The sequence below is a fragment of the Cupriavidus sp. 05N38 genome (genome assembly GCF_056397345.1).
This window is the reverse complement of the sequence record NZ_JBFTNF010000003.1, coordinates 94,628-110,372: the sequence shown is the minus strand read 5'-3', so window position 1 is coordinate 110,372 and position 15,745 is coordinate 94,628. Positions and strand designations below refer to the sequence as shown.

Genomic DNA, 15,745 nt, shown 5'->3' with positions numbered 1-15,745 from the left:
AGATGCCTCTCTTTGCCCCGACGATTCCGTCGCCGCGCCTGCTGCGCCGCCTTGCGGGCGTGGCTTGCGGCGCGCTGGTCATGCTTGCCTCGCAGGCCGCGCTGGCGGCCATCCCGATCGAGCAGTGGACCACATCCACCGGCGCGCGCGTCTACTTCGTGCGCAGCCCGTCCATACCCATGCTGGACGTCAACATGGATTTCGACGCTGGCAGCCGCTATGACCCGCCCGGCAAGGCGGGCCTGGCCACGCTCACTTCGGCCCTGCTCGACAAGGGCGCGGCGGCGCAGGACGGCCAGCCTGCCCGCAACGAGGCGCAGGTGGCAGACGCCTTCGCCGATACCGGCGCCGATTTCGGCGGCGCCGCCAGCGGCGACCGCGGCGGCATCGGCCTGCGCACGCTCACCAGCGAGCCGGAGCTGAGCCAGTCGCTGGCGCTCGCCGCGCAGCTGATCAAGGCGCCGGCCTATCCGGATGCCGTGGTCGCGCGCGAGAAGCAGCGCCTGATCACCGCCATCCGCGAAGCCGACACCAAGCCAGGCGTGATTGCCGACAAGATGGTGTCGCGCGCGATATACCCGGCGCACCCCTATGGCGTTGCGGCCACGGTGGCCTCGGTGGAGTCCATCACGCGGGCCGATCTCGAGCGTTTCTGGCGCGACAATTTCGCCGCGTCGCGCGCCGTCGTGACGCTGATCGGCGCGATCGATCGCAAGCAGGCCGAGACCATCGCCGAGCAGCTCACGCGTGGCCTGCCCGCCGGCGCCACGCCGCCGGCCATGCCGCCGGTACAGCTCAAGATCGCGGCCAGCGAGCAGCGTGTGCCTCATCCGGCGCAGCAAGCCACGGTGGCGATCRGCCAGCCCGCCATCGCCCGCGGCGACCCGGACTATTTCCCGCTGCTGGTGGGCAACTACGTGCTCGGCGGCGGCGGCTTCAGCTCGCGCCTGACCGACGAGGTGCGCGAGAAGCGCGGCCTGACCTATGGCGTGGACAGCTACTTTGCCCCGGCCAAGCAGGCCGGCCCCTTCGGCATCGGCCTGCAGACCAAGAAGGAGCAGACCAACGAAGCGCTGGCGCTGGTGCGCAAGGTGCTCGCGCAATACGTCGCGGAAGGTCCGACCGACGCCGAGCTCAAGGCCGCCAGGGACAATCTCGTCAACGGCTTTCCGCTGCGTATCGACAGCAACCGCAAGCTGCTGACCAATGTGGCCAATATCGGCTGGTACGGCTTGCCGCTGGACTACCTGGACACCTGGACCGCGCAGATCGGCAAGGTGACGCGCAGCCAGGTGAAGGACGCTTTCCAGCGCCATGTGCATCCGGATGCCATGGCGACCGTGATCGTGGGCGGGCCGGAGTGAGGCTTGCTCCGAGATGCGGCGCGCGGTCGGCGTCCGCAGGCTCTACAATCACGGCATGAATTCGCGTACCCGATCTCCTTCGCCCGCCGCCGGCGGGCCATCCTCAGCTCCTGCGGCGCGGCGCTCGCCCACCCAGGTCCGCATCATCGGCGGCAGGTGGAAGCGCACGCCGCTGCCTGTGCTCGACGCCGAAGGCCTGCGTCCCACCCCCGACCGCGTGCGCGAGACCCTGTTCAACTGGCTCGGCCAGGACATGTCCGGGATGGCCTGTCTCGACCTGTTTGCCGGCTCCGGCGCACTCGGCTTCGAAGCCGCTTCGCGCGGGGCGATGCAGGTCACCATGGTGGAATCCAATCCGCGTGTGGCGAAACAGTTGCGAGACAACCAGTACAGGCTGGATGCCCAGCAGATCCGCATCGTGCAGGGTGATGCTTTCGCAACAGCGGCGCAGATGCCGGCCTCGAGCTTCGATGTGGTCTTCCTGGATCCTCCCTTCGCGCAAGACTGGCTCGGCCCGGCGCTGGAGCATGCGGCCAGGCTGTCGCGCCCGGGTGGCGCGGTCTACGTGGAAACGGACCGGGCCCTGATCGGACCCGACGCGCCAGTGCCGGCCGCGCTGGAGATCGTGCGGCATGCCCGCGCCGGCGCCGTGCACTTCCATTTGCTGCAGCACAAGACGAACTGATCCGCGCGGGCCGGCGCGGCGTGACCGGCCATCGCACGCTAGATGCGGCACCGCCGCGAAACCATCATCCGGCGGCTTCCAAGTGCCGCGTTTAGGGTTACACTACGCCGCTGTCGCCAACGCTCGTCACGCAGCCTTGGTTCCAGCCCTCACCATAGCGGGCGGGGCCAAGCGGTCCATCCAGGACCGGCAACGGGCAGAACAAGGAGGAAGCATGGTCGTCGCGGTCTACCCCGGCACTTTCGATCCAATGACCCGGGGCCACGAGGATCTGGTGCGCAGAGCGTCCAATATCTTCGATGAGCTCGTGGTCGGCGTGGCGCAGAGCCCCAACAAGCGCCCATTCTTTGCACTGGAAGAACGCATCGGAATCGCCCGTGAAGTACTGGGCCACTATCCCAACGTGCGCGTGGAAGGCTTCTCCGGCCTGCTCAAGGATTTCGTCCGCAAGAACAACGCACGGGTGATCGTGCGGGGCCTGCGCGCGGTCTCCGACTTCGAGTACGAGTTCCAGATGGCGGGCATGAACCGCTACCTGTTGCCCGATGTGGAGACCATGTTCCTGACACCGTCGGACCAGTACCAGTTCATCTCCGGCACCTTCGTGCGCGAGATCGCGGTGCTGGGCGGCGACGTCAGCAAGTTCGTGTTTCCTTCGGTGGAGCGCTGGCTTCAGGAGAAGATCGGCAAAGCGGAATAGAATAGAAGCTTGCGACATGCGAACCGCGGCCAGTCGGGCGCGGCACATGTCCAGGTCAAGGAAATTGTATGGCACTGATGATCACCGACGACTGCATCAATTGCGACGTTTGTGAGCCGGAGTGCCCGAACGAAGCCATTTCGATGGGGCCCGAGATCTATGAGATCGACCCCGGCAAATGTACGGAATGCGTCGGACACTTCGATGAACCGCAATGCCAGCAGGTTTGCCCCGTGGCTTGCATCCCGCACGATCCGGCACGGATCGAATCGCGGGATACGCTGATGGAGCGTTACCGCCTGCTGACGGCGGCCAAGCGGGTCGCCTGAGGCGGCTTGCCAGGCTGGCAGCAAAAAACCCCGGCACCGGAAGGTGGCGGGGTTTTTTTTGTCTGGCAGCCGGCTGCGGTGCGTCCGACGCCTAGCGTCCCGTGTGCAGCTCGAGCATGGCGCGCTCGCTCTCGCCCCTGGCCAGCAGCGACAGCGGTGCGATGCAGCGGTCGATGGCTTCGTCGATGGCTTGCTGCTCCTCGCGACGCGGTGGCTTGAGCACATAGTTGACCACGTCCTCGCGGCTGCCGGCGCCGCCGGGGGCATTGCGCGGATGCCCCACGCCGAGGCGCAGCCGCCAGTAGTCCTGCGTGGTCAGGTGCGCGGCGATGTCCTTCAGGCCGTTGTGGCCGCCGGCGCCGCCGCCGCGCTTGAGCTTGACGGTGCCGGGCGGCATGTCCATCTCGTCATGGGCCACCAGGATCTCGTCCGGCAGGATCTTGTAGAAGCGCGCCAGCGACACCACCGCCAGCCCGGAGCGGTTCATGAAGGTGGACGGCTTGAGCAGCCAGATCTCCTGGTCCCACAGGCGCGCGCGCGCCGCCAGGCCGTGGAAGCGGCCTTCCACGCGCAGCGTGACGCCGCCCATGCGGGCCAGCTGGTCGACCAGCCAGAAGCCGGCATTGTGGCGGGTGGCTTCGTATTCCGCCCCGGGATTGCCGAGGCCGACGATGAGTTTGATCATGCGTTGCACTACTTGGGTGAGGGCGGCCAGAGGCCAAGCATACGCGAAACCGCTCGCAAACCGGCGAGCGAAAAAAAGCCGCCGGACACGCCGGCGGCTTCTTCTTGCGGTCGCTGCCACGCAGCCAGCAGGCTGCGTTCAGGCAACTCAGGCAGCAGGCGTTTCGCCGCCTTCCTTGGCTTCCGACACGCCGCCGGCCGGCAGCGAGATGCCGGCGATGGCGGGGTTTTCGTCGCCGTGGGTGATGGCGCTCACACCCTTCGGCAGCTTCACGTCCGACAGGTGCAGGGTCTGGCCCAGTTCTGCGTTGGCCAGGTCCACTTCGATGAACTCGGGCAGGTCGGCCGGCAGGCACGACACTTCCAGTTCGTTCAGGATGTGGTTGACGATGCCATGGCCCAGCTTCACGCCGGGGGCGTTTTCCTGGTTCATGAAGTGCAGGGGCACCTTGACGTGGATCTTGTCAGCTGCCGACACGCGCTGGAAGTCGACGTGCAGGACCAGCGGCTTGAACGGGTGCATCTGGAACGCACGCAGCAGGGCCTTCTCAGCCTTGCCTTCCACTTCCAGGTCGAGGATCGACGAGTGGAACGCTTCCTTCTTCAGGGCGTGGAACAGTGCATTGTGATCCAGTTCGATCATCTTGGGTTCGGCGGCGCCGCCGTAGATGATGCCCGGGGTCTTGCCGGCATTGCGCAGGCGGCGGCTCGCACCCGTTCCCTGTACGCTACGCTCGAAAGCTACTACTTTCATGATGACTCCAAATGTAAGAGGGCTGTCCGCGACCAGACAGCCCGATGAAGCGGCATGCAAAGGCTGATTCGCCCTAGCCTACCGCAGTAAAGCCTTGGATTCTATCAAGAATCCGCAAACAGCGACATGATCGAGTCGCCCTTCACGATCCGCGTGAAGGTCTCGGCCAGCAGCGAAGCGGTCGAGAGCTGGCGGATCTTGCCGGACTGGATGGCGTCGTCGCGCAGGGGAATGGTGTCGCACACCACCACTTCGTCCAGCTCGGAGTCCGCGATGCGGGCAGCCGCGCCACCCGACAGCACCGGGTGGGTGCAATACGCGAAGACCTTCAGCGCGCCGCGCTCCTTGAGCACCTGGGCCGCCTTGCACAGCGTGCCACCGGTGTCGATCATGTCGTCCATGATCACGCAATTGCGGCCGTCGACTTCACCGATGATGTTCATCACCTCGGCCACATTGGCCTTGGGGCGACGCTTGTCGATGATGGCCAGGTCGCAGTTCAGCTGCTTGGCCAGCGCACGGGCGCGCACCACGCCGCCGACGTCCGGCGAGACCACCAGCAGATCGCCGTAGTTCTTCTCGCGCAGGTCGCCCAGCAGGACCGGGGAAGCGTAGATGTTGTCGACGGGAATATCGAAGAAGCCCTGGATCTGGTCGGCGTGGAGGTCCATGGTCAGGACGCGCTCGACACCGGCGACTTCCAGCATGTTGGCCACTACCTTGGCCGAGATCGCGACGCGCGCCGAACGCGGGCGGCGGTCCTGGCGGGCATAGCCGAAGTACGGCATGGCCGCGGTGATGCTGCGTGCCGAGGCGCGCTTGAGCGCATCGACCATCACCATCAGTTCCATCAGGTTATCGTTGGTCGGCGCGCAGGTGGACTGCAGCACGATGACGTGCTTGCCGCGAACGTTTTCCTGGATTTCAACTTGGACTTCGCCGTCGGAGAACCGGCCGACCTGGGCTTTCCCGAGCGGGATGCCGAGGTGCTGCACGACAGCCTCCGCGAGTTTGGGGTTGGCGTTGCCGGTAAAAACCATCAAGCCTTCGCTGCTCATTCGGTGCACCTGTCTTGCTGCTGGAGGGGGGAAAGATTGCTGCCGGCTAGTGCCGGCAGCTTTTTCGTGYAGGTCCGTTAGGACACTATAGGAATGTAATGGCAGGGGAAGAAGGATTCGAACCTTCGAATGCCGGAATCAAAATCCGGTGCCTTGACCAACTTGGCGACTCCCCTACACAACCGGGTCCGTCCATCGTCACATACAGCCAGCGTGACGCCGAACGAAAAACTTTCTAAGCGAGTGCTGCGAGCGGGTGGCGCGATAAACTCCGCGCACACTTGCCATMCCATCCGGGAGGCAACCGGTCTAGTACCTGCTGCGCTGTCTGCTCGTCATCAAACCGTGCAAACACGCAGGCTCCGGAACCGGTCATCCTTGCATGGGGACTGAATTGTCTCAGCCATTCAAGGGCTCGGGCAACTTCGCCGAACTTCGCTGTTGCTATCGTTTCCAGATCGTTGCGACCGAAAGCGAATTTGTTTGTGCAAGCAGCGAAGACCGCAATTATGGAGAGGGGCGTATCCCTTGTCAACAGTTTGTCCGAAAAAATTTCTGGAGTAGGGACGTGCTGGCGCGGATGGACGATCACGAACCAGCTGTCGGGCAGTTCCACCGTGGCCAGTTCTTCGCCGATGCCCTGCGCGAAGGCGTTCTCCCCGTGCAGGAAAAACGGTACGTCGGCGCCCAGCGCCAGCCCGATGCGCTTGAGTTCCTCGCGCCCCAGGCCGAGTCCCCACAGGTGGTTCAGGGCCATCAGCGTGGTGGCCGCGTCCGACGAGCCGCCGCCGATGCCTCCGCCCATTGGCAGGCGCTTGTCGATGGCGATGTCGGCGCCGAAGGCGGTGCCGCTGGCCTGCTGCAGCGCGCGCGCCGCGCGCACGATCAGGTCGGAGTCCGCCGGCACGCCGGGCACGTCGGTCACGCGCTCGATGCGGCCGTCGTCGCGGCGGCGGAAGTCCAGCGTGTCGCTCCAGTCCACCAGCTGGAACACGGTTTGCAGCGTGTGGTAGCCGTCGGGACGGCGCCCGGTCACATGCAGGAAGAGATTGAGCTTGGCGGGCGCGGGGCAGTTGCGCAGTTCGGGAGGGGGTAGGACGCGTGCGGTATTCATTGGGCTTGCTCCGGGTCGATCACAAGGCGCACCGACAGCGGGCTGCTGTCGCCGTCGCGTGCCAGGTCGATGCGGCGCGGCTGCTGCGCGGCCGACTCCTGCCAGGCGACATAGCGCACGGTCCAGCCGTTCTGCGCCAGCGTGGCGAGGCGCCCGCTGTCGTCGCGGGTGGTGCGCGAGGGGCTGCCCGGCGCGGGCCTGGCGTGCAGCCAGTCGCGCATGCCAGCCACCGGCAGCGAAAAGCCCAGGGCTTGTTCCAGCAAGCTATCCACTTCGGGGGCGTTGCGCGGCGCCTGGTTGGGCAGGTCGAGCGTGGCGCCCGAAGGCGTGGAGGTCACCACGGCCAGGGTCTGGCCCAGCGGCGAGATCAGGTCGAGCCGCACGTTGCGGCCCTGCTCGTGCCACTGGAAGCTGCCCTGCACGCCTTCCTCGCGGCCGTAGCGCACGTAGTTGGCGGCAAAGCGGCCTTTGAGGTCGTGCACCTGGGCGGTCTCGCCGGCATCGAACTGGCGCGTGGGAGTGATGCTGGCACAGGCCGCGAGCCACAGGGGCGCGGTCAGGCCCAGCAGGGCTAGGCGTCGGGAAATGGGCATAGGCATCTTGCGCCCGCGGCGCCACCGCGGGCGCCGGGCCATCCTCCCGGCGCGGGCCGGGAGGACAGGGTGCGGATTATCGAAAGCTGGACGGAAAGGAAGGTGATCGAGGGCTTACTTGGACAGCGCGGAGACCGGCACGTTGTAGCGGCGCAGGGTGTCGATCAGGATCACGTTGTCGGGCTCGATCTTGGCGGCCTCGGTCCAGGTCTTGCGCGCTTCGTCTTGCTGGCCGAGTTGCCACAGGACCTCGCCCAGGTGGGCGCCGATTTCGGCCTCGGGCGCCTTGGCGTAGGCGTTGCGCAACAGTTCGGCCGCCGGCTGGAGCTGGCCGAGGCGGAACTTGACCCAGGCCAGGCTATCCATGATGTAGGGATCGTCCGGGCCCAGCGCCGAGGCTTTTTCCAGCAATTGCAGAGCTTCGGGCAGGCGCACGTTGCGGTCCGCCAGCGAATAGCCGAGCGCGTTGTAGCCTTGCTTCTGCTCGGGCTGCATGGCGATCACCCGGCGCAGCAGCTTCTCCATGCTGTCGTAGCGCTTCTCGCGCTCGTCGAGCATGGCCAGCTCGTAGACCCAGTCCGGGTTCTCGGGCTCGGCCGCGGAGCGTTCTTCCAGCACCTTGCGGGCACGGTCGTAGGCCTTGGCGTCGATCAGCATGCCGACCTCGGCCTGGCGGATCGCGGTCATGCGCTGGGCGCGCTGGTCGGGCTCGGCAATATCCTCGGCATCGGCCAGCATGTCGTTGAAGACCGCCTGGGCATCGTCGAGCTTGCCCATGCGGCCCAGCAGCTGCGCGCGCTTCACGGCGGCGGCGGGCGCCAGGCGGCTGTCGTCGATCCGGTCGAGCCAGGCCACCGCGGCCGGGTAGTCCTTCTTTTCCTCGGCGATCTGTGCGAGGTACTGGTAGGCGATATCCGGGCTCGCCGAGGGCACCTGCTCGGCCAGCTGCAGGTACTCCTTGAGGTATTGCTCGGCCTCGTCGTAGCGCTTGGACTGCAGGCTGGTCAGCCCGAGCGCGAGCGGCACGCGCGGATCCTTCGGTGCGATCTTGCGCAGGGTCTCGAACTCGGCGCGCGCGGATGGCAGGTCATTCTGCAGCAGGTACAGGCGAGCCAGCGTGATGTGCCCGTTGACCGAAGCCGGCGCCTTGCTGACGAACGACTTCAGGCCGGCGATGGCCTGGTCTGGTGCGGTATCCGCGCGCAGTTCGGCAGCCATCAGCGCCGCGGCTTCGTAGTCTGGCCGGATGCGCTGCGCCTCGTCGAGTTCGGCGAGGGCGCCGGGGATATCGCTGGCGGCTTCCTTGGCCCGGGCCAGTGCCAGGTGGGTTTCGGCCGAGCGCATATCGTCGGCCACCAGGCGCTGCAGCAGGGCCGCGGCGCCGGCGGGATCGCTGGTGCGCGACAATTGCTGCTGCATCTGCAGGACTGCCTCCGGCCGGTGGCTCGGCGGCACGCCATTGAGCTGCAGCGCGAGCAGGGGCTCGGCCTCGTCCCACTTGGCGCTCAGCACCAGCAGGGTGGACAGCACCTGGCGCGCACCGGCCGAGGTCGGCGCGAGTTCGGTCCACAGCCGCGCGGCATCCAGCGCCTGCTGCGCGCTGCGTGCATTGAACGCAATCTCGGTGGCGCGTTGCGCGAAGCGCGGGTCGAGCGTATTGCGGGCCAGTTCCATGTAGGTCTGGTACGCCGGGCCGATCACCCCGCGCTGCACGGAGATTTCCGCGGCCAGCACGCGGTACAGGATATCGCCGGTCAGCGACACGGCCGGCAGCGGCATCCTGGGCGGCAAGGGGCTGGAGCGGATGGGCGCGGGTGCGGCCTCCGCCGCCAGCGTGAGCGGCCGCTTGCCCTCGGCGGGCGCAGCATGGCCGGCGAGCGGCGCCAGGGCACAGACCGCAAGCGCGGCCGCAGCGGTAGCCGCGAGCCTGTGACGCAGGGGCCGCCGGATAAGGGTGGAGTCAGCGGTGGTCATCGTGATACGGTCCAGGCGGTCCGGCATGTGGGGGGGTGCTCCAGCACGCAAAAGCGCAAATGCAATGGGAAAGTTAAAGGCATTGTAGCCTGCCGCTACAATGCCTTGCTTGTCCGCATGGCGCCAGCGTACATGGGGTCTCTGGCGGTTTGAGTGGCGCGCAAGGGAGAGGTTCGATGCCTGAGTTGCCGGAGGTCGAAGTGACCCGGCGCGGCTTGCTGCCGCATGTGGTGGGACGGCGCATCGCCGAGGTGGTGGTTCGTCATCGCGGCTTGCGCTGGCCGGTGGAAGCCGGCCTGGAGGCGCAACTGGCCGGACGCGTGATCGCGCGCATCGAGCGGCGCGGCAAGTACCTGCTGCTGGAATGCGTGCGCGCCGCCGCGGACAGTACTTTGGCGGCGGAGCACGCAGGAGCGCACGCAGTTGCCCCGGCGCCCGCCGGCGACCGCGGCTGGCTGCTGATCCACCTTGGCATGACCGGCACCTTGCGTGTGCTGCCGCAGGCGCCCTCGCCGGGGGCGCACGATCATCTCGACCTGGTCCTTGCCGACCCGCTTGCGCCGGGCGGGGCTGACTCGCTCGTGCTGCGCTTTCGCGACCCGCGCCGTTTTGGTGCGGTGCTGTGGAGCCCGCTGGAAGAGGCCGCGCTGAACACGCATCCGCTGCTGCGCGGGCTCGGCATCGAGCCGTTCGACGAGCGTTTCGACGGGAGCTGGCTCTATCGCCACGGCCGCGGGCGCAGCGCAGCCATCAAGACGGTGCTGCTGGCCGGCGACATCGTGGTCGGCGTGGGCAATATCTACGCGTCGGAAAGCCTGTTCGCCGCCGGCATCCGTCCCACCACGCCGGCCGGCCGGCTGTCGCTGGCGCGCTGCGAGCGGCTCGCGGCGGCCGTGCGGGACACGCTCGCACGCGCCATCGAGCGCGGCGGCAGCACCCTGCGCGACTTCGTCGGCAGCGACGGCAGCAGCGGCTACTTCCAGCTGGACTGCGCCGTGTACGACCGCGCCGGTCATCCATGCCGGGTATGCGGCACCACCATCCGCCAGATCGTCCAGGGGCAGCGCTCCACCTTCTATTGCCCGACCTGCCAGCGTTGAACGGCATGCGGCTCGCCGCGGCAGGGCGCGCGGAGCAACGCCACGTAAAAGTGGCTCTTTGTTACCTTCCGGAGTATGTTGCGCGCGCCCGATGGGCCGGCGCAACACCGGGCGCGCACAGGCGCTTCGAATTTCACAAAAGTGCTTGGGAAACCTGTATCGTCGAGAACGTAAAAAAGTGTTACAGCATCCACAGCCCCCGTCCTGGCGCGAGCCGGCGTAGATTCCTGCGCGTGGCACCTGGCGCTGCCGCGGGGCTCAGCGCTCAAGATCCCAGTACCAATGACAACCCTCGTCCATCAATTCGAACAATACGGTGCCTGGAGAACCGGGGTACTCGATTCCCTGGCTGAATTCCGCTCGTGGCTGCAGCAGCACGATCTCTACGATGCGCAGGCTGACGAACGCGTGCAGCGCATCCAGGGCGTGCTCAAGAGTGACCGGCTCAAGGTTGCCTTCATTGCTGAGTTCTCGCGCGGCAAGAGCGAACTGATCAACGCCATCTTCTTTGCCGACTACGGCCGGCGCATCCTGCCGTCGTCGGCCGGGCGCACCACCATGTGCCCGACGGAGCTGCGCTACGACGAGAGCGAGGCGCCCTGCATACGCCTGCTGCCGATCGAGACGCGCATGCAGGAAGCCTCCACCGCCGACTTCCTCGACGTCGATTCGCACTGGCATACCGTGCCGCTCGATCCGTCGTCGCCCGACGGCATGCTCGCCGCCTTCCGCCACGTGATCGAGACCAGCCGCGTCACGCGCGAGATGGCCGAATCGCTGGGCCTGTACAACGACAAGGACCCCGACGCCGCGTACGCGCTCGACGCCGACGGCATGGTGGAGATTTCGCGCTGGCGCCATGCGGTGATCAACTTCCCGCATCCGCTGCTGCGCCAGGGCCTGGTGATCCTCGACACGCCGGGGCTGAACGCCATCGGTACCGAGCCGGAGCTGACGCTGCGCCTGATCCCGGATGCGCATGTGGTGGTGTTCATGCTCGCAGCCGACGCGGGCGTGACCAAGAGCGACCTCGAGCTCTGGCGCAGCCATGTCAGCGCCGGCCACCGCAAGGGTTGCCTGGCGGTGCTCAACAAGATCGACGGCCTGTGGGACCCGCTCAAGACGCCGTCCGAGACCGCGGCGGAGATCACGCGCCAGGTCACCACCAGCGCGCAGGTGCTGGGCATCGACGAATCGCGCGTCTATCCGGTGTCGGCGCAGAAGGGGCTGGTCGCCAAGGTGACGCACGACGACGACCTGCTTGCGCGCAGCGGCCTGCCGCAGTTCGAACACGTGCTGTCGGACCAGTTGATCCCGCAGCGGCGCGAGATCGTCGCCGACCAGGTGCAGCGCTCCGTGGAGGAGATGGCGCGCGGCGCGCAGCAGCTGCTGCAAAGCCGCCGCCGCAGCATCGTCGAGCAGTTGTTCGAGCTGCGCGGCCTGCGCGGCAAGAACCACGCAATGGTCAAGCACATGCTCTCGCGCGTGCAGTCCGAGAAGGAAGAGTTCGAGCAGAGCATCGCCAAGTTCCAGGCCCTGCGGCTGGTGTTCGGGCGGCACAGCGCCGACATCATCAAGAGCCTGCAGCTGCGCGACGTGCGTCGCACCATGCGCGACCGGCGCGAGCAGATGAAGGAAAGGTTCTTCTCGCGCGGCCTGCGCGAAGACATGGACAGCCTGTTCGCGCGGCTCGGCGAACTGGTGAGCGAGGCCGACCAGAAGATCGTCCAGCTCCATCAGCTCACCGAAAGCATGTACCGCCGCTTCAATGCGGAGCATGGCTTCACGCTGCCGGCGCCGATCCAGTTCGTCACCGCGCGCTATATCAGCGAACTGCAGCTGACGCTGACACTGGCCAATACGCACTTCGGCGCCATGAGCATGCTGACGCGTTCGCGCCCGCAGCTGGTGCAGAGCGCGTTCTCCACCATCTCCAGCCGCGTGCTGGAGACCTTCCGCGACCTCAACCGCGATATCGAGATCTGGCTCAAGTCGGTGATGACGCCGCTGGAGGCGCAGGTGCGCGAGCACCAGAAGCAGCTGCGCCGCCGGGTCGATTCGATCGAGCGCATCCACGAAGCCACCGACACGCTCGAGAGCCGCATCGCGCAGCTCGAGGAAGTGCTCAACGGCCTTGACGACCGCAGCGGACGGATCGAATCGTTCGCCGGGCAGATCCTGGGCTCGGAGGGCAGCGCCGCCCCGGCGCGGGCGGTTGCGGCCTGAGGCAGGGCACAGGCACGGCGGGGCCGTGGCGCGGGAGGCGGTATCATGACGCGCCGCCGCTCCCGGCGCCGCCGCCTTTCCCGTCACGTCTCCGATGCCCCGCAAGTCCGCCGCCCTGCCTGTTGATACTCCCGCCGCCGTAGCCCCGCCGTGCGCCGACTTTGCCGCCCGCGTGGTGGCGTGGCAGCGCGTGCACGGGCGCCATGACCTGCCGTGGCAGAACACACGCGATCCCTATCGCATCTGGCTGTCCGAGATCATGCTGCAGCAGACCCAGGTCAGCGCGGTGATCGAGTACTTCCAGCGTTTTGTAAGCCGCCTTCCCACGGTCGCCGCGCTTGCCGCCGCGAGCGCCGATGAGGTGATGGCCCTGTGGGCCGGGCTCGGCTATTACTCGCGCGCGCGCAACCTGCATCGCTGCGCCAAGGCCGTGATGAGCGAGCACGGCGGCGCGTTCCCGACCGATCCGGAGGTACTGGTGACGCTGCCCGGCATCGGCCGCTCCACCGCGGCCGCGGTGGCCGCGTTCAGCGCCGGCGTGCGATCGCCGATCCTGGATGGCAACGTCAAGCGCGTGTTCGCCAGGTTCTTCGGCATTCACGGACATCCCGGCGTCAAGGCGGTCGAGACCCGCATGTGGCAGCTGGCGGGCGAAGTGTTGCCGGCCGAGGGACCTGCGCAGTCCGAGGATATGGTGTCCTACACCCAGGGCCTGATGGATCTCGGCGCCACGGTCTGCTCGCGCGGCAAGCCTGCATGCCTGGGCGCGGCGCAGTCGTGCCCGCTGTCGGCGGACTGCGTGGCGCGCCGCGACGGCCTGACTGCCGTGCTGCCCACGCCCAAGCCGCGCGCCGCCATCCCCGAGCGCAGCACCGTGATGCTGCTGGTGCGGCGCCGCCGCGAGGTCCTGCTGGCGCTGCGCCCGGACAGCGGCATCTGGGGTGGATTGTGGAGCCTGCCTGAAATGCCGGTCGACACCGTGCCCTTCGATGCCGAGCAGGCCGAAGACGCGGCGCTCGAACGCGCCCGCGAATTCGGAACCCCGGACCGCGCCGCGATGGTCGGCGAGCTCACCCACGTCTTCACCCACTTTCGCCTGCTCATCCGCGCCATCCGCGTCGACATGAGCGGCGCGCTGGCCGTGCGCGATAGCGGCGACGGCCCGGCGCTGCGCTGGATCTCGCTCGACGACCTGGATGAAGTCGGCACTCCCGCACCGGTACGCAAGCTGCTGGAAACGCAAGCGCGGGGAGGCTTGTTCTAAGGGTGGGTCAGCAAGGGTGAAGAGATCGCAGCGGGCGGCAGGTGGCAGGCGGCAGGTGCGAGGAGCGCGGCCGTAGATGGGTACGGCGAGCACCACAGTGCCTGCCACCGCTTGCGCAGCAGATTTGCTCGTCCCTTCCTGAACCTTCCTGAACCTTCCTAGAGGATGTGGTGTTGGTGCATGTATTTGTGGACGATCTCGATCCGCATCCCCGCATCGGGCAGGGCCATCAGCATCTGCTTCGCCTTGAGCGGTACCGGCAGCAGTTCGCACAGGCGGTTCGCCACCCAGCTCGGGTCGTCCCACAGGAAAGGCTCGCTGAAGGGCAGCTTGCCGGGATGCTCGGCGTGCAGCGAGCTGACGATGCGGCGTAGCACGGTCAGGCATTCGCCCAGCAATTCGAGCTTGCAGTCGATGATGTCCGCAGGCAGCAATCTGGCCTGGCCCACCATCAGGCCGTCTTCGCGCACGCTGTGGCTGAGCAGCTGGAAGCGCTGCCGCCCGCGCGTGCTGATCAGCAGCACGCCGAGCTGCTCCATATTGCAATCGACGATATCCGCAAGGCAGCCGACCGTCTCCGGCATGGTGGGCTCGCCGGGATGCGCGACCTCGCTGCCGCTGGCGATCAGGCACACGCCGAAGGGTGTGCGGTCGCGCATGCAGGCACGCACCATGTCCACGTAGCGCGCCTCGAACACGCGCAGTGGCAGCAGGCCATCGGGGAACAGAACGGTGTGCAGCGGAAACAGCGGCAGGCTATCCAGCCGGGGCGGCGCCGGCGTAGCGGATGAGGACGGCGAGGTCGACGGGCCGGGAGCGGTGGGCGTGGCGCGTGAGGACATGCTGAGCCAGCAAAGGTTGCGCCCGGGCAGCGATGCCGGACACCGGCGGCCCGGGCGGGGACCGCGGAGCCTGGCGTCGCGGCATGTCAGCCGCCCGGCGCGAGCTCGCGGTGTCTCACCAGCACATTACCATGCGCGCGGAAATAGTTGGCAAGTCTTTCGGCGATGTACACCGAACGATGCTGGCCGCCGGTGCAGCCGATGGCCACGGTCAGGTAGCTGCGGTTGTCGGCGATGAAACTCGGCAGCCACTTTTCGACGTAGGCGCGGATATCCTCGGCCATCGCCAGCACCATCGGCTGGCTCTGCAGGAAATCGATCACCGGCTCGTCGCGCCCGGTCAGCGGCCGCAGCGCGAGGTCGTAGTAAGGATTCGGCAGCGAGCGCACATCGAACACCATGTCCGCGTCGCTGGGCACGCCGTGCTTGAAGCCGAACGATTCGAACAGCAGCGTGAGCCGCAGGTCGTCGTCCCGCACGAACTCCTTGATCCACGCGCGCAGGGTGTTGGTGCGCACATTGCTGGTATCGATGCGGTGCGCGGCTTCCGCCAGGGGGCTGAGCAGCTCGCGCTCCATCTCGATCGCTTCGATCAGCGAAGTGTCGTTGAGCGGCGCATCGGCATCGGGTGCATTGCCCGCATCGTCGCCCGTGGCGGCGGGCAGGCCGGCCTTGTCGATGCGCATCGACAGCGGGTGCCGCCGGCGGGTCTCTGAGTAGCGCTGTACCAGCGCATCGGTATTGGCCGTCAGGAAGACTACGCGGACCTCGTGCTCCGCGGCGAGGTCGCGCAGCGTGCCGGGCAACTGGTCCAGCGATTCGCGGCTGCGGATATCGGTGGCGACGCCGAGGTGGGTATAGCCCTGGGCGGCCAGGTAGCGCGCCAGTTCCGGGATGAACTGGGCCGGCAGGTTGTCGACGCAGTAATAGCCTGCGTCTTCCAGTACGTTCAGGGCGACGGATTTGCCGGAGCCGGAAATTCCGGTGATAAGTATGATGCGCATAGCGTCACAAGCATAACATCAGGCGATGACGCCGTCATGACGGTATCGTGACGG

General features: G+C 67.1%; 15 protein-coding genes and 1 tRNA gene. 7 read left to right on the top strand and 9 right to left on the bottom strand.

Annotated features, from left to right (window positions below):
* Positions 1 to 2: 2 nt before the first annotated feature.
* The 4 genes from AC1DK4_RS03595 (at position 3) to AC1DK4_RS03580 (ending at position 3,078) form a co-directional block, all read left to right on the top strand.
* On the top strand, positions 3 to 1,364 hold the full coding sequence (locus AC1DK4_RS03595) for a M16 family metallopeptidase (RefSeq protein ID WP_477131393.1): 1,362 nt from the start codon (positions 3 to 5) through the stop codon (positions 1,362 to 1,364).
* 55 nt (positions 1,365 to 1,419) lie between these two features.
* Positions 1,420 to 2,049, top strand: a complete 630-nt coding sequence (gene rsmD, locus AC1DK4_RS03590; RefSeq protein ID WP_441649696.1) for a 16S rRNA (guanine(966)-N(2))-methyltransferase RsmD — start codon at positions 1,420 to 1,422, stop codon at positions 2,047 to 2,049.
* A 214-nt stretch (positions 2,050 to 2,263) separates the two neighbouring features.
* Positions 2,264 to 2,749, top strand: a complete 486-nt coding sequence (gene coaD / locus AC1DK4_RS03585) for a pantetheine-phosphate adenylyltransferase (RefSeq protein ID WP_441613726.1) — start codon at positions 2,264 to 2,266, stop codon at positions 2,747 to 2,749.
* Positions 2,750 to 2,817: 68 nt separating this feature from the next.
* Complete coding sequence (locus AC1DK4_RS03580; protein ID WP_441613725.1) at positions 2,818 to 3,078, top strand: YfhL family 4Fe-4S dicluster ferredoxin; 261 nt, start codon at positions 2,818 to 2,820, stop codon at positions 3,076 to 3,078.
* Positions 3,079 to 3,169: 91 nt separating this feature from the next.
* On the opposite strand, the gene pth is transcribed toward AC1DK4_RS03580, so the two are convergent.
* The 7 genes from pth to AC1DK4_RS03545 all read right to left on the bottom strand — a co-directional run bounded on the left by pth (position 3,170) and on the right by AC1DK4_RS03545 (position 9,255).
* Positions 3,170 to 3,763: an aminoacyl-tRNA hydrolase gene (gene pth, locus AC1DK4_RS03575; RefSeq protein WP_441649695.1), complete on the bottom strand. Its 594-nt coding sequence runs from the start codon at positions 3,761 to 3,763 to the stop codon at positions 3,170 to 3,172.
* 147 nt (positions 3,764 to 3,910) lie between these two features.
* Complete coding sequence (locus AC1DK4_RS03570; protein ID WP_477131392.1) at positions 3,911 to 4,516, bottom strand: 50S ribosomal protein L25/general stress protein Ctc; 606 nt, start codon at positions 4,514 to 4,516, stop codon at positions 3,911 to 3,913.
* Positions 4,517 to 4,620: 104 nt separating this feature from the next.
* Entirely contained in the window at positions 4,621 to 5,574 is a 954-nt protein-coding gene (locus tag AC1DK4_RS03565; protein ID WP_441643146.1) for a ribose-phosphate pyrophosphokinase, read from the bottom strand.
* Positions 5,575 to 5,673: 99 nt separating this feature from the next.
* Positions 5,674 to 5,750 (bottom strand) — tRNA-Gln (locus AC1DK4_RS03560).
* Between the two features lie 59 nt (positions 5,751 to 5,809).
* Positions 5,810 to 6,688 (bottom strand): 4-(cytidine 5'-diphospho)-2-C-methyl-D-erythritol kinase, encoded by an 879-nt coding sequence (gene ispE / locus AC1DK4_RS03555; RefSeq protein ID WP_477131391.1) that lies wholly within the window; start codon positions 6,686 to 6,688, stop codon positions 5,810 to 5,812.
* The gene (gene lolB, locus AC1DK4_RS03550; protein WP_441613720.1) at positions 6,685 to 7,281 is read right to left on the bottom strand and encodes a lipoprotein insertase outer membrane protein LolB; all 597 of its coding nucleotides are present in this window, start codon (positions 7,279 to 7,281) and stop codon (positions 6,685 to 6,687) included. Before lolB ends, ispE begins: the two co-directional genes overlap by 4 nt.
* A gap of 114 nt (positions 7,282 to 7,395) precedes the next feature.
* Entirely contained in the window at positions 7,396 to 9,255 is a 1,860-nt protein-coding gene (locus AC1DK4_RS03545; RefSeq protein WP_441613719.1) for a tetratricopeptide repeat protein, read from the bottom strand.
* 176 nt (positions 9,256 to 9,431) lie between these two features.
* On the opposite strand from AC1DK4_RS03545, the gene mutM reads away from it, so the two are divergent.
* The 3 genes from mutM (at position 9,432) to mutY (ending at position 13,845) form a co-directional block, all read left to right on the top strand.
* Positions 9,432 to 10,355, top strand: coding sequence for a bifunctional DNA-formamidopyrimidine glycosylase/DNA-(apurinic or apyrimidinic site) lyase (gene mutM / locus AC1DK4_RS03540; protein WP_441613718.1), 924 nt, complete (start codon positions 9,432 to 9,434; stop codon positions 10,353 to 10,355).
* 282 nt (positions 10,356 to 10,637) lie between these two features.
* Positions 10,638 to 12,581, top strand: a complete 1,944-nt coding sequence (locus AC1DK4_RS03535) for a dynamin family protein (RefSeq protein ID WP_441649693.1) — start codon at positions 10,638 to 10,640, stop codon at positions 12,579 to 12,581.
* Between the two features lie 94 nt (positions 12,582 to 12,675).
* The gene (gene mutY / locus AC1DK4_RS03530; RefSeq protein ID WP_441649692.1) at positions 12,676 to 13,845 is read left to right on the top strand and encodes an A/G-specific adenine glycosylase; all 1,170 of its coding nucleotides are present in this window, start codon (positions 12,676 to 12,678) and stop codon (positions 13,843 to 13,845) included.
* Between the two features lie 158 nt (positions 13,846 to 14,003).
* On the opposite strand, the gene AC1DK4_RS03525 is transcribed toward mutY, so the two are convergent.
* Positions 14,004 to 14,687: an LON peptidase substrate-binding domain-containing protein gene (locus AC1DK4_RS03525; RefSeq protein WP_441613715.1), complete on the bottom strand. Its 684-nt coding sequence runs from the start codon at positions 14,685 to 14,687 to the stop codon at positions 14,004 to 14,006.
* 86 nt (positions 14,688 to 14,773) lie between these two features.
* Positions 14,774 to 15,691 (bottom strand): RNase adapter RapZ, encoded by a 918-nt coding sequence (rapZ, locus tag AC1DK4_RS03520; RefSeq protein ID WP_441649691.1) that lies wholly within the window; start codon positions 15,689 to 15,691, stop codon positions 14,774 to 14,776.
* Between the last annotated feature and the right edge of the window lie 54 nt (positions 15,692 to 15,745).